The 14235-nt window shown below is 60.8% G+C and carries 11 protein-coding genes; 5 read left to right on the forward strand and 6 right to left on the reverse strand.

The genetic code is table 11. From position 1 onward, the window contains the following. Positions 1 to 20: 20 nt before the first annotated feature. Together DWW12_RS02350 and DWW12_RS02355 are read right to left on the reverse strand one after the other, a co-directional pair. Complete coding sequence (locus DWW12_RS02350; RefSeq protein ID WP_117854790.1) at positions 21 to 2024, reverse strand: translation factor GTPase family protein; 2004 nt, start codon at positions 2022 to 2024, stop codon at positions 21 to 23. A 257-nt stretch (positions 2025 to 2281) separates the two neighbouring features. Continuing rightward, on the reverse strand, positions 2282 to 2770 hold the full coding sequence (locus tag DWW12_RS02355; protein ID WP_117854792.1) for an N-acetyltransferase: 489 nt from the start codon (positions 2768 to 2770) through the stop codon (positions 2282 to 2284). A gap of 76 nt (positions 2771 to 2846) precedes the next feature. Between DWW12_RS02355 and DWW12_RS02360 the strand changes: the two genes are divergently transcribed. Next, positions 2847 to 3143, forward strand: a complete 297-nt coding sequence (locus DWW12_RS02360) for a hypothetical protein (protein WP_117854793.1) — start codon at positions 2847 to 2849, stop codon at positions 3141 to 3143. Positions 3144 to 3191: 48 nt separating this feature from the next. On the opposite strand, the gene DWW12_RS02365 is transcribed toward DWW12_RS02360, so the two are convergent. Then, on the reverse strand, positions 3192 to 3896 hold the full coding sequence (locus tag DWW12_RS02365) for a class I SAM-dependent methyltransferase (protein ID WP_117854795.1): 705 nt from the start codon (positions 3894 to 3896) through the stop codon (positions 3192 to 3194). Between the two features lie 435 nt (positions 3897 to 4331). Here DWW12_RS02365 and DWW12_RS02370 point away from each other — a divergent pair, with 435 nt between their 5' ends. Beyond that, complete coding sequence (locus tag DWW12_RS02370; RefSeq protein ID WP_117854797.1) at positions 4332 to 4733, forward strand: hypothetical protein; 402 nt, start codon at positions 4332 to 4334, stop codon at positions 4731 to 4733. Positions 4734 to 4857: 124 nt separating this feature from the next. Here the strand turns inward: DWW12_RS02370 and DWW12_RS02375 are convergent, their stop codons facing one another. Continuing rightward, a complete protein-coding gene (locus DWW12_RS02375; RefSeq protein WP_117854798.1) occupies positions 4858 to 5670 on the reverse strand; it encodes a putative RNA methyltransferase in 813 nt (270 codons plus the stop codon). Between the two features lie 203 nt (positions 5671 to 5873). Here DWW12_RS02375 and DWW12_RS02380 point away from each other — a divergent pair, with 203 nt between their 5' ends. Beyond that, positions 5874 to 7256, forward strand: a complete 1383-nt coding sequence (locus tag DWW12_RS02380; RefSeq protein ID WP_117854800.1) for an MATE family efflux transporter — start codon at positions 5874 to 5876, stop codon at positions 7254 to 7256. 29 nt (positions 7257 to 7285) lie between these two features. Here DWW12_RS02380 and DWW12_RS02385 read toward each other — a convergent pair whose 3' ends face one another. Next, on the reverse strand, positions 7286 to 8152 hold the full coding sequence (locus DWW12_RS02385; protein ID WP_117797711.1) for a LysR family transcriptional regulator: 867 nt from the start codon (positions 8150 to 8152) through the stop codon (positions 7286 to 7288). A 158-nt stretch (positions 8153 to 8310) separates the two neighbouring features. Here DWW12_RS02385 and DWW12_RS02390 point away from each other — a divergent pair, with 158 nt between their 5' ends. Next, complete coding sequence (locus DWW12_RS02390; RefSeq protein ID WP_117854802.1) at positions 8311 to 9213, forward strand: DMT family transporter; 903 nt, start codon at positions 8311 to 8313, stop codon at positions 9211 to 9213. Between the two features lie 88 nt (positions 9214 to 9301). Continuing rightward, entirely contained in the window at positions 9302 to 10030 is a 729-nt protein-coding gene (locus tag DWW12_RS02395) for a uracil-DNA glycosylase (protein ID WP_117854803.1), read from the forward strand. A gap of 5 nt (positions 10031 to 10035) precedes the next feature. Here the strand turns inward: DWW12_RS02395 and DWW12_RS02400 are convergent, their stop codons facing one another. Then, positions 10036 to 14139, reverse strand: coding sequence for a leucine-rich repeat protein (locus DWW12_RS02400; RefSeq protein WP_147345455.1), 4104 nt, complete (start codon positions 14137 to 14139; stop codon positions 10036 to 10038). Positions 14140 to 14235 lie beyond the last annotated feature (96 nt).

Genomic DNA, 14235 nt, shown 5'->3' on the forward strand with positions numbered 1-14235 from the left:
ACAAAGGAGCTGTCCCTTTGTCACATGTGGCCGAAAAATTCCGCGTCGGCGGGGCGATAGGGGCGGAAGGTGGCGGGATCGATCTTTACGTGCGCCGCGGCGGGTACGTCGTACCACTTGACGGTATAGCCGGCGCCGTGAGAGCAAAAGACCGAATCGGGCGTGTTGGGCAGATCGGCCTCGGGCTCATAGGCGGCCGCCTCGATGACGCGCTCGGCATCATGGCAAGCCGCATAGCCGGCGAACTCCAGGTACAGATGACCGCGACCGCTCGTGTAGGCAGCCACCTCCAGCGCATAATCCTGCACCTCGGATGCCGGCACGCGACCCACAAGCTTCGCCCGGTCTCCCGCCATCGTCGGCGGCTTGTACTCGGCGCCCATGTGCGTGGCATCCGAGAGCGCCCGGCCCACGCACTCCCCCGGCACCTCGAGCTCAAAGTGATACCACGGCTCCAGCAGCACGGCTGCGCCGACCTCACGCGCCTGCATCAAACCCTGGCGAATCGCGCGGTACGTGGCCTGGCGAAAATCGCCGCCCTCGGTGTGTTTGGCATGCGCGCGGCCGCCCGTAAGCGCAATGCGCACATCGGTGATGGGCGAGCCGGTCAGTGCGCCCAGGTGATCGCGCTCCATGGCGTTGGTGAGTGCCAAACGCTGCCAGTTAAGATCGAGCTTGTCGGTCGAGGTCACGGTGCCAAACTGCACGCCCGAACCCGCTGGCAACGGCTCCAGGCGCAAATGCACCTCGGCATAGTGGCGCAGCGGCTCAAAGTGGCCCACGCCCTCGACCGGCTGCGAAATAGTCTCCTTATAGAGAATGCCGCCAGACTCAAACGCAACCGAAAGGCCAAAGCGATCGACCAACACCCGCTGTACGACCTCGAGTTGCACGGCGCCCATCAACTGCAAATGAATCTGCTCAAGATGCGTATTCCAGCTTACGCCGAGCATAGGATCTTCATCCGCCAACTCAGTCAATGCTTTGAACACCGTGTGGACGTCGTGTTCGCCCGGAAGCACCGTATAGGTGAGAACTGGCGCAATGACGGGCGCATCGCACGCGGGTTCCGCGCCCAAGGCGTCCCCTGGGCGAACGTGCGCAAGACCCGTCACGGCACAAATACCGCCAGCGGCAACTTCCTGGGCAAGCTCGTACTTCTCGCCGTTATAGATGCGCACCTGATCGACCTTCTGCTCCCATACCTCGGCACCGGAGCGCCCGTCAATCATCTGTTTTGCACGCAGCGTGCCGCCGGTCACTTTTATCCAAGCCAAGCGCTCGCCGCGAACACCTCGGCTGACACGATAGACACGCGCGGCGAACTCCGAGGCCCACGCCTGCTCACGCATCAGCGTGCACATACCATCCAGCAGCTCGCCCACGCCCTGGTCCTTGAGCGCCGAGCCGGCAAAGCAGGGAAAGAGCCTGCGCTCGGCAACCATGCGCGACAGCGTTGCGATGGAAAGCTCACCCGTCTCAAGAAACTCCTCGAGGGCCGCCTCGTCCAACGCGGCAGCGTCCTCCCAAGCGGCGCCGCCCGCCAGCAGTTCGTTCGCATCGAGGCAGCCCTCGGAAAGGCGCTGCCCAAGTTGCGCCAGTAAAACATCGCGGCCAGGATTCTCCAAATCGATTTTGTTGATAAAGACGAACGTCGGGATGTCATAGCGCGCAAGCAGGCGCCACAGGGTTTCGGTGTGTCCCTGCACGCCGTCGTTGGCGCCCACAACCAAAATCGCGTAGTCGAGCGCACGCAATGTGCGCTCTGCCTCGGCAGAAAAATCGACGTGGCCGGGTGCATCCACGAGCATGACGTGGGCATCTCCGTGGTCGAGCACGGCCTGCGACGAGAAAATCGTGATGCCGCGCTCGCGTTCGATAGCGTTGGTATCCAGGTGCGAGTCGCCGTCGTCCACACGGCCGCGCTTGCGAATGCGACCTGCGTTGAACAGCATGGCCTCGGCCAGCGTAGTCTTGCCGGCATCGACATGCGCCAAGATTCCAACGACCGCTTGCTTCGACATGGCTCTCCTCTTATTGCAAGCCCATCGCACGTGGCAACGGGCACCCTCGTTCCACACTGGATGATACAATTTACGGGCCGGCGGGCGAAGCGGGCCCTATCCCCCGACCGAGCTCATCGCCCCGCGTTGCCGCGCGGCGATTTTCGCAGGTTCGCGCCTTGCGAAAGCCGGCACCTCCCCTTAACAGCCCAGCGATCAAAAAGGGCCCATCCGGGGCCATTTTCATGTATATGGATTGCTGATACGCGTCCCCGCTCTTATGCCTCGCGCAGCCAGTCGAACGCAACACGCGGCGTGCCGTCTGACACATACACGACGCCGGCGCGCTCGAACCCCGCCCTCATGCTCGCGCCCTGCATGGGCAGGTTGTCCGCGTGCGTGTCGATACGCAGATGGTCGGCGCGCTCCTTGGCAAAGGCAAACATCGCGGCCGCGATACCGTGCACGGTGCCGTCGGATGCCACGCGGTGCAGCACGGCGTACGGAGTGTCGCTGCGCCATTGACCGTCCTCGATGACGTCATAGCACTCGTCCGGGCCCGGCAAAAAGGCAAACGTCGCCACCACGCGACCGTCGACTTCGCACACATAGCTGCCACCAGCGGCGATATCGGCAGCCAACTGCTCGGTCGAAGGCGTGCCCTCGGGCCACTGCGTGGCGTTGCCATGCGCGCGCATAAAGGCGCGGGCGGCATCATAGATAGCCATGACGGCGGGAATGTCGGTATCGAGGGTTTTTCTGATCATCACGCGGCGACCTCACGTTTATTGGTATCACTTTGATTGAGCAATGATACCAGCGTTTGGAAAGGGCACGAAGCAGATGGGAAGCAAAAAGCGAGCCGCCTGGTCAAAGGCCAAAAGCGAGTTTTTGGGCGCTGCCACGGGCGGCGATATGAGCGACCTGTTTGCGCGCGAGGACGAGCGCCGCGACGCCCTGGACGCCGAGCGCGATGAGGCCTGGCGCTACAAGTCGTGCGAGCGCAAAAACCGTTACGACACACGCGCCGAGGCCGAGGCCGCTATGGCCGACTGCGAAAACCGTGGGCGGCGTGGTTTAGCCTGCTACAAATGCGAATACTGCGGCGGGTGGCATCTGACGTCGCACCCCTGGAAATAGACCCCGCATCGGCACGGCGCTGGCGAAGCGCCGGCCATCGCACGCAAGCTACGGGCGCGGCGGCACCAAAACATCATAGCGAACGGCCTTGCCCGCAAGTTGATAGCTCGGCTTAACGCCGGCAAGCAGCGGGCCCTTTACCGGCCGCTTGATAACGACCTTGCGCGGGCGCGCCGCAAGCGCAGCTTCGACCAGCGTCTCCTCATCGGCACACGGCTGTTCCAAATGGTGCAAGAGTTGGAACTTCTTTTTCACCGCCGCGCTCTTGGTGCGCTCGGGAAACATGGGGTCCAGATACACCACGTCGGGAGCGGCAAGCTCGCCCTGCCCGATCAGCTCGGCTGTATGGCGAAGGCCAGCAATGCTGTCCTCGCCCGCATGTAAGCACATACGCGACACGGCAACCGCAAGCGCCGGATCATCTGCCGCGCGATCCAAGGCATCCTTGAGGAGCGCCGCAATCACGCAATCCTGTTCATACAAATCGACGGTAAAGCCCGCGGCCGCCAGCAGCAGCGAATCCTCGCCAAAGCCTGCCGTGGCGTCAATCGCCCACGGCTGCTCGATGCCTTTTGCGCGCGCAGCCTTTACCAGCAGCTCTTGCTGCAGACGACCCTGCTTGAGCCGTGGAAGCATGCGGCCAAAATCGGCACGCAACTCCATCGTGCCGTCGGTGAGCGTAAGGCCCTCGGACGTCCGCACGAGCTCGAGCCCAGCAGCCCGAGCAACAGAAAAGGGATCGACGACGCCCATGGACACTCCTTAGCAAACAAAACGAATACGTGAGCGCCACCTCAGTTGGCACCCAACCGTCCGTTATTGTCCCACATGCGACATGGTCCACAGCATCCCAATGCAAAGCACAGCCATCAATACCGTGCACACGGCAGCGATCACAGAATCACTCATGCGCCTTCCCAGCGACCGCGGCTCATCCACTTGCTTGACTCCGTACATCATGGCTCCTCCTTCGGTCCAGCTCTTACCATGGCCTCATCATCGCAGCGCCGCGCATGCGCTGCCATCGATTTGACTTACGCCCAGCTTTCCTTTTTGAAAGGTTGGACCGTGCAGGTAAGAAACGCTTTCAAACGCACGCATCGCCCCGTTGAACTACAATGTGCTTCACGATATGTGCCGCAACCTGGGTGCGACAGATTCTCCGCGCCCGCATCGAAAGGACCAGCTATGAGCGCCGCTCGCAAGACACTCAAAATCCTTGCCCTGATTTATTTTGTTCTGGGCATCGCCAGTCTCGTCATGGGAATCGCCGGCATCGCGACCGGCAAGCTCGAGTCCACCTACGGATCGAACGCCATGCTCGCCGCGGTCGTGCTGGTCGCCAAGGGCGTTGTCGATCTTGCCGCGGGCGTTGCGGGCATCAAGGGCGCCAACAAGCCTTCGCAGGTGGATGGCGCGTTTAAGCTCGGCATCGTCGCCGCAATCGCCACGATTGCGCGGGCCGTGCTCACGCTTCCCGCGTTTGGCGGCGACGCCATCAACTTTGGCGCCTTTGTCATCGTGGTGTACGACCTGCTCTTTATTCAGCAGGCACACGACATTAAGGCCGAAAACAAGGACCGCCTGTAGGCACCTGCCTCCCATAACCCCTGCTATCAAGCAACTAAAAGGGCCGATCGCGCAGCAACGCAGTCGACCCTTTGCATTTGCCCAGATAAAACCTGCCAAAATAAACCTGTCCCTTTTTGGTAGGTTAGTGGCGGTACTCGGCGATGATGAAGTCGATGTCGGTTTGAAGGGTGTCCAGGTTTGCCAGGCGCTCTTTGTCGGCGGGGCGCGTACGGTAATAGTACGGCGTCATCTGGAACACCGCCTCGATGTCGGCCTGGGTCTGGAGCGTAATGTTCGCAGACACCCGCTGCGTCCCGACCAGCTCCAGCTCGGTGGTCTTCGGCAGCTTCTCATCGTTAAGGTACGGCGTGTCGTAGAGCACCTCCTTGAGCCCAAACAGATGCCGAGCACCCGGCACCACGGTGTAGAGCGAGCCCTCGGGTGCCAGCACGCGGGCAAACTCACGCTCGTTGAAGGGGGCAAAGAGCTCGGTCACCATATCGAAGGCGCCGCCCGCCACGGGGATGTCCTTCATGTTGGCCACAAAGTAGGTCGCATCGCCGCGCTTGGCGGCCAGGCGCACCATCTCTTTGCCCAAGTCGAACCCGTAGGCATCCGCGCCCGGCACCGCACCCATGGCGCTGGTGTAGTAGCCCTCGCCACAGCAAATATCGAGCAAGGTCACAGGAGTGCCCGTAGACGCCGCACGCCCAGACACCTGCTCGCGCACCAGCCCAACCATCGCATCGCGCAACGGCGCATAGTAACCGCGGTTTAGAAAGTCACGACGGCTGCGCGCCTGCGACTTGGGATCGCCCATGGAGTCGCCGCTCTTGGACGAGCGCAACAGGTACAGATAGCCCTCGCGCGCACGGTCAAACCGGTGTCCGCCCGCGCATGCGGCACCGCGCTCGTCGTCCACCAACGGCTCATGGCAAACGGGACACAACAACATGGCAACTCCTTAGCGCGGACAACACAACGCCCACCATTGTCGCACGCCTCCCCCACCTAGTCATTGGGGACGTTCTTAAATGACTAAGGAGTGTCCCCAACTGCCGGCAGAAAAGGAACGTCCCTAAGTGCCGACTGGTTGCATTGGGAGTATCATCGTCTGCGCAAATAAGCACAAAAGAGCATGTTAGAGATTGAGAGCGTATGGCTGATACCGCATCTAAGCACATTGACATGACTACCGGCTCGCTGTGGCGCAATATTCCCCTGTTCGCCTTCCCCGTCGCCGCCACGAGCATCTTGGAGCAGCTGTCGAATCTCATCGCCACGGTCATTATCGGTAACTTCTCGGGCGACCAGGGAACCCTCGCCATGGCAGCGGTCGGCTCCAACGTGCCGCTCACCAGCCTTATGATCAACCTGTTTATTGGCATGTCGCTTGGCTCCAACGTGGTCATCGCCAACGCTATCGGCCGCAACGATCAGAACATGGTCAAACGCGCCGTCCATACCTCGATTTTAATGGCGCTCGTGGGCTTTGTCGTCATCGCACTGGGCGAGATCTTTGCCGAGCCCATGCTCACTGCGCTCAACGTGCCTGCCGAGACCATGCCGCTCGCTTCGCTCTACCTGCGCGTCTTTTTGCTCAGCATGCCCTCGATCTTGCTCTACAACTTTGAGGCCGCGATCTTCCGCTCCGTCGGCATCACCCGCATGCCGCTGCAGGCGCTCGCCGTGTCCACCGTCCTCAACATTGGCCTGGACCTCATCTTTGTCCCCGTGCTCCACTGGGGCGTCGCGGGTGTCGCCATCGCCACCGCCATCGCCTACACCGTCAGCGCCGGCACGCTCTTTGTCCACCTGCTCAAGACTGACTCCGTCGTCCGCGTCACCCCACGCGACCTGGCTATCGACCCCGTCGCCCTCAAGCGCATCGTCAAGATCGGGCTGCCCGCCGGCATCCAAAGCGCTGTCTTTGCCGTCGCCAACATCATCATCCAGTCCGCCATCAACAGCCTGGGCACCGAGGTCATGGCGGCATCCAGCGCTGCCATGAGCCTGGAGTACGTGTGCTACAACCTGCTCAACAGCTTTAGCCAGGCTTGCACCACCTTTGTGGGACAAAACCACGGTGCCCGCCAGATCGACCGCTGCACCAAAACGCTCAAGGTCTGCCTGGTCGAAGGCGGCATCGTTGCACTCACCACGATTATCGTCATCGTCGGTCTGGGGCGCGAGATCCTGGCGTTGTTCAACAGCGACCCCAACATCGTCTCGATCGGCTATATCCGCGTGTGTTCGATCTTCCCGGCGTACGCCTTTAGCATGTTCTACGAAAACATGTCCGGTTATCTGCGCGGCTTTGGCATCTCGCTCATGCCCGCCCTCATCACCATGATTTGCGTCTGCGGCATCCGCTTCTATTGGGTGTTCTGCGTGTTCCCGCACTTCCGCACCTTTGCGAACATCATGATGGTCTACCCCATCAGCCTGGGCACCACAGCGTTCTTTATGGTCGTGGCGGTATTGCTCTGCCATCCGGCACGCACCTATCGTCTGGCGCAAGCCAAGACTGGGGCGCGCTAGACACATCCAACAAGGTGGCGCATCGGCAACTAGCTCACGATATGTGAGCTCATGTAGTCGATAAAGCGCCTCGTGGCGATCGGCATGGTATCCCAGCTGCGCCAGGCTGCCACGACGTCGCGTGAGGGAGCGTGCACGATGGGACGCACGCAAATATCAGCCTGCATGCCCTCGACCGTACGCCGGTAGAGCATGCTCACGCCGAGGCCCTCCTCCACCATCGCCATAATGGTGTAGTCGTCGGTAACCTCACTTGTCACGTGCGGGGACAGCCCGTGCGCCGCGAATGCATCGAGCACCAGGCTCTGCTCGCCCTCATCCAGCAGCACAAACGGTTCGGACGCGAGGTCGGCGAGCGTCACCTTTTCCTTTGCCGCCAGCGGATGGGCGGCTGGCAACAGCGCCACCAGCTCGTCATGATAGGCCACGCGCTTCTCGAGCCCTGTGGTAAATCCACGCGCCGTAAAGCAAAAGTCAACCACGCCATCGTGCACCCATTGGGCGTTGCGCGTGTAATCGCCCTGCTTGAGGGTAAAGCGCACGCCCGGATGCAGGGCCCCAAAGTCGCGGATCACGCGCGGCAGCACGGTACGGCTCACGTTGGTAAACGTCGCAATGCGAATGTCGGTCGATGAAAGCCCCAGCAACTCCTGACGCTTGCCCTCGAGCTCGGCCTCGGCCGTTACGATCTGGCGCAGATACGGCAGATACTGTTTGCCGTCGCGCGTAAGCGAGACGCCCTGCTTGCCGCGCTCGATAATCGTGGTGCCCAGCTCGCGCTCGAGCGCCTTGACGGCCTGGCTCACCGCGCTTTGCGTATAGCCCAGCGCGTCGGCGGCACGTTTCAGGCTGCCGCAATCGACCACCATACATACAATCTGATACCGCGATGCCATCGTGCCTCCACTTCGATGTAGCCGTAAAACGTTTTGCCAGGGTTTTTTCTTCCAACATTAGTATTTCTTAATCATACTGAAGATACATTCTCTTTACTACATCCATATCTGGGAGCAGAATCCTTTTTGCGAAACCGTTCTGTAACAAAAGGAGTCCCATGGATCGCAAAAAAGCAATCGCGCTCTCATTTTCCGTTCCCGTCGCATGGGGCTTTTCGTACCCCCTCATGAAGATCGGCATGGACAGCATGAACGCCACGAGCATCGTCGCGCTGCGCTGCATCATCGCCTTTGCGGCCTGCCTGCTGCTCTTCCACAAGCACGCGGTGCGCATCAACCGTGACCTGATGGTCCGCGCCGCCATCATCGGCGCCATCATGGCAACCGAGATCACCTGCATGTGCCTGGGCTCCAGCCTCACCTCCGCCTCCACCGCCGGCTTTTTGCAGAGCCTGACGGTCGTGATCGTGCCGTTTGCCAACGCGGCCCTGCTGCGTCGCGCCCCCGAGCGCAAGGCGCTCATCGGCACAGCCATCGTCACCTGCGGCATGTTGCTGCTCTCGGGCGCCGACTTTACCAGCCTGAATCCCGGCGCGATCATCATGCTGCTCTCGGCCTTTATCTATGCCGGCCACATTATCATCGCCAAGCGCTTTGTCGAAGAAGTCGATCCACTGGCTCTGGGCGTTTGGCAGCTGGGCTTCGGCGGCTTGTTCTCGGGTATCGCCGCATTTACCTTTGGCGGCTTCACGCTTCCCAGCACGCCGAGCGAGATCGTCGTTATCGTTGCGCTCGCACTCGTCTGCTCTGCCTACGGCTTTATCACCCAGACGCTCGTGCAGCCCCACGTACCTGCCGAAACCACTGGCTTCGCCTTCTCGCTCGAGCCGGTCTGCTCCGCCGTCTTCTCGTTTTTCCTGGTCGGCGAGGTCCTGAGCCCCATCGCCTTCTTTGGCGCCGCCCTCATCCTCACCGGCGTCATGGTGGCAACCGTCGAGCTTCCGCGCCTTCGCGCACATGGACACGCTCATATGGCAGGAGCGCCCGAGCACGTCTCGTAGACTCCGCTCTTCATACAGCCGTGGCATAAAGGCAACCGGTGCGCCTTTACAATAGATACCAACAGAGCATCTGCCATAAAGGAGCCCCATGGACACCGCAACCCGCGACCGCAACATAGCAACTTGGTTGGGCGATGCGCCGCAGCCGGTACGTGACACGACGAACCAGCTGCTCGAGCGCATCGCCCTTTTGCGTGCCGTGCAGACCATCTACCCGGCACAAGACGACATCCTCAATGCCCTCGCCTACACGCCGGCCGACCAGGTCAAGGTCGTCATCTTGGGTCAAGACCCCTATCACGGGCCCAACCAGGCCATGGGGCTGTCGTTTTCGGTCCCCGCGACGCAAACCAAGTTGCCGCCGAGCCTGCGTAACATCTATAAGGAGCTCAAAGCCGATCTGGACTGCCCCATTCCCGCCACGGGAGACCTCACCCCCTGGGCTCAACAGGGCGTCCTGCTCCTCAACACAACGCTCACCGTGCGCGAGCATGCCGCGAACTCGCAAGCCAAGCTGGGCTGGAGCACGCTTACCGACTACGTTATCGAGCGCTGCTGCCAGCTGCCCCAGCCGGTCGTCTTTTTGGCATGGGGCCGCTTTGCCCAGCAGATGGTCGAGGGCAAGCTCGCCGCGACCGGCGCGGGCAGGGAAAGCAGCAAGTTCTGTTTAGCCTCTACGCACCCCTCGCCGCTTTCGGCAAATCGCGCCACGGCAGAACTTCCCGCTTTTATGGGGTCGCGCCCCTTCTCCACTGCCAACGAGTTGCTCGAGCAAAACGGCAGCAGCCCCATCGACTGGGGCCGCCTCGTCTCATAACCTGCCTAGCCGGCAATCCAATACTGCGGATACTTATTGATATCGATGGGGGCGGCGAGCTCGCCGATATCGCTTATGGCCTCCATGCCCATCAGCGAGCGCAGGCAATTCTCACACTCCATGATGGGCTCATTTACAGCCTTATTGAGCACATCGAACGTCGGCGACTCAAACGTATCCATGTTGACGTTGCCGAACCACTTGCTCTCAACGTAGTCGGCTTCCTCGTCATCCGTGGCAACTCCCACCATCTGACGAGGCCATGTCTTGAGCAGCGATTCGCGATCGACCTCGGCAATATCGAGCGCCACGTTGCCGCCAAACGAGAACGGCATGCTCTCCATCCCGCCCAGCAACTCCGGCAGCGGGCAGCCAGAAGGCAGCGTCACCGTCACATCGCTACAGCCCATAAACGCGCCGCTCTGGATGCCGACCACCTTATCGCACAGCTCAATCTCGGTGAGGTTCGAGCAGCGCGAGAAGGCGTTCGAGTCGATTACGGTTGGCCCCGTCAACACGCTCGCCAGATCGGCACGCCCGATATCGGACGGCGCCGAGACCAGCGTGGCAGTACCGTCACCGTTGTCCTCTATCTCCCATTCATGGCTCTCGGCCGCATCGCCACCCGCCTGTATTACCGTAGAAGCCTCGACCAACGGCAGCCCCATCATGGTTCGCAGGCGATTCTCGGGCTCCAATAGGTTCTGAGCCATCTGCGCCCTAACCGCATCGGCCGTCGGCTCCGGACCCTCCCCCATGAACCAATCGGAAAGCATGCCAAATTCCACAACGCCATAATACGTGTCGTAGTCGTCGTAGCCAATGAGTCCGTAGACCCATGCATTGAGGTAGTCCTGCTCCATGCCGCTGGGCAACGACAGGTGAATGCGGCTGGCCTCCTCTTGGACATCGGTTGCGCCGTCCAAGAAGAAACCCACACCCGGCGATGGATAGCCCAGCGTCGCGATACCGGTACCGACGGTCAAGTTCGTAAAGGCGGCATCATTGCCAAACACCGATGACGCCAGGTAGTTTCGAGAGCCCGCACCCGTAGCTGCGTCGTAGTCGCCATTGGTATCCGCCACAAACGATGCACTCGCGAGCCTCGGGCAGTCCATGAATGCCTGATCGCTGATTTCGATCGTTGCCGCGTGCACAGACGCCGAGACAAGATTCGTGCAGCCTTCGAACGCCGACACGCCGACGTAGATATCGTTATCGGGAAGATCGATGTTCAGGTCGCCGGCGATGCCGGAATTCCTGAAGGCATAGCGATCGATATATGCCAGCTTGGGAGCCGAAGCCCAATCGACATCCCACGCGCCTCCGGTCCCCTCAAAGGCACCAGGCAGGTCCTTGGCGCCAGACAAGGAATAGCCGCCAAAGATCTCAATCGTACTCGGCAGCAGCTCAATCGTACCGTTGAGCATCGAGGGCGCACCGAGCAGGATGCTTGGCTTGCCTTCCTCGTCGCCATCGTAATAGCCGTAGAGAAGGGGCGCGTCGTCGCTTTGGGCATCGCAAGCAAAATCGTAAATGCCGTCGACAGTGACAAAGCGGCTGTCGTAGCCCTGCAGCTCGCCATCGGACGCATACCAGGTGCAGCCGGCCGGATTGGGATTCTCGGTCGTGGCAAAGACAGCCTTTTTAGCACGCGACGCCACAAAGCCCAGGCCCGTGCAGCCCTTAAAGGCATCCGCCCCCACCTCGATGCTATCAGGCGTGCCGATAAACACACCTTGAAGGTTTTGGCAGTTCTCAAACGCGTTACGGCCGATGGCACTCGTCTTCTCGCCCAGATTGACAAACCTGAGCTCCGCATCGCCCGAGAAAGCATACGGTGCGATGGAATCTACTTGGAGCTGCTTGCCGCCATCCGCAAGCAAGGTGCCGTCAAAGGTCGCGGACAGGTTGCCATCCTCATCGCCTGCAGCGGACAGCAAAATCGTCTTGCCGGCGTTGGCGTAATACAAGTACCCATCTTGAGACAGGCTCATCTTAATCACGCGCGCATCGGGTGCACCGGCAGCAGCCTTATGCTGCTCGACATACGCGACCTGCTCGTCGGTTGCGCACACGATGGTCCGCACGGAACCGCCCGCAAGGCTGCCGTCCTCGAGCGTCACCCTATCGTCAAACCACGGCATGAGTACCAGCGTGTCAACCGACGTGTTGCCCGCAAAGGCACCCTTCTTGATGGTGTTGGAAATCTGCACCAGGGCAATATTGGAACCCGTATCGAGCACATAGCACAGGTCGCTTTCGAGCTGCGAATTAATGTTGTACACCAGCCCCTGTGAGTACGTGAGCTGGACACTGGGGTTGGTCGCGGGCGACACGTATACGCCGTAGGCATTCTCTAGTTCGTCCGCGTGCTCGGTAATAAAATCGAGCAGCGCGGCATCGTCGACGACCAGGGTGCTGTCCTGCAGATTGCTCACGTCAATCTGGGGCAACTCGCCCTCTTTGGACGCGTGCAGAACAATACGATCGAGCTTATTGCGATCGGGAATGACGACATGGGCAATATCGGCGGGAACATCGAGCTCGCGCGTACGGTAGGGAACGCCCAGATACTCCTTGCCATCGCGAGAGGTCAAGATACCCTCATCCGTTGCGGCATAGACGGGGTTATCCGACGCGACACGGTAGGCATCGAGCACCTGAAAGCCCGCATTGACGTTGACGTAGTACACCGAGGACGGTAGCTCTAGATTGTTGATCTGCCACGTAAAGACTTCACGCTGACGACTGTCGGTATAGGCGTCGACCGCCTGCACACCCTGCGGAACGCTGAGCGTCTCGCCCCCGCCATCGACCGACACGACCGACTCATCCACATCGACAAGCGTCTGCAGGCGTGAGTTATTGAGGCTGGTAGGGTCGTCGTCAAAGCGATAGTCCTCGTCGAGAGCATAACCCTGAAAACGCACCTTGTAGGCGGGGTCGATGGACACGATGTCGCCGGGAACCACCACATGGCGACCGGGTGTCAGCGTGTAGAAATACGGGACGGCCGCCTCGTTCTCGCGCCACCCCAGCAACAAGGCATTGAGGTAGCCCTCCGAATCGACATGGCCCGCCTGCTTCATAAAGGCTTCTTGTGTGTTGACACCCAGCAGGTTCTCCTTGGAGCTCAGCGTGCTCCAAATCACGCTTCGCTGGCCCATCGAATCGGGCTGGCCGACCACAAACAGGCGCGACCGCGCCGGTTGGATGGTAACGTTACGCGTCGTCCACGCCGTATCCTGCGACAAGCGCAGCGAGACGCTTACCGTGAGCAGCTGGCTCGAGCACAGCGCCGGATTCTTCTCGCCCGCGGCATTGGTCCACGAGTCGATGCGGAGATACGGAAACGAGGCGAACTCGTCCTTGGTGCAGGCAAGATAGTAGAGGCCCTTGTCGTCACTCCAGTGGACATCCATGGCGCAGAACAGCGTCCAGGCGTCGAGCATCTGCCCATCGTAGATTGCATCCTCCATGGGTGAAATCTGCACCTCATGGGGATCGATCAATCCATTTGCACCGTTAAACTGCGTAAAGAACGTTGTGTCTCCCATGGGGGCACCCTTTTGGGGCGCGGGGTCCGCAAGAAGATACTTGTAGGAATTGGCCGTCGAGGTGGCCGAGCCGCCACCACCGCCGTTACCGCCCGAACCGTTTCCGCCCGCACCGCCGCCGGCATTGCCGCCAGATGCTCCGCCCGCATTGATAACGGGAACGTTTTGCCCGCCTCCCGAGCCGCCAGCGCCGCCCGCGCCGCTGCCCGAACCACCCGCAACTCCTACGCCCGTTCCATCGGCGCTGCCGGTAACGTTGTAGGCGGTCGTGCCGCTTTGCCCCGTCAGATTTACCTGTCCCTGCGCATTATCGAGCCGCGCCTGCTGCTCACGTGCGCTCGTGTCCCGGCTGTCGCTATCCTCGTCATGACGATTTGCCTCGGCATCCGTCGAGAGCGGACTGATCCGATACGCCTCGCCGGACTCCGCGTCACCGTGACTGTATGCAGCGATATACCCCGAAGGATCGAAGCTCAGATTACTCTGAGCCAACTCAAAGGCGACCGCGCCAAATACGCCGACCGCAGCAACCGAAACCGCCGCTGCCACAACGCGCGTTGCAGCCAAAGGCTTGGCGCGATACATATTTTTAGCGGCATGCTGAACGCGCGCGGACGCATTCCGCGGGCCTTTTAATTTGGCCGA

This window comes from Collinsella sp. AF14-35 (genome assembly GCF_003464565.1).
Taxonomy (GTDB): domain Bacteria; phylum Actinomycetota; class Coriobacteriia; order Coriobacteriales; family Coriobacteriaceae; genus Collinsella.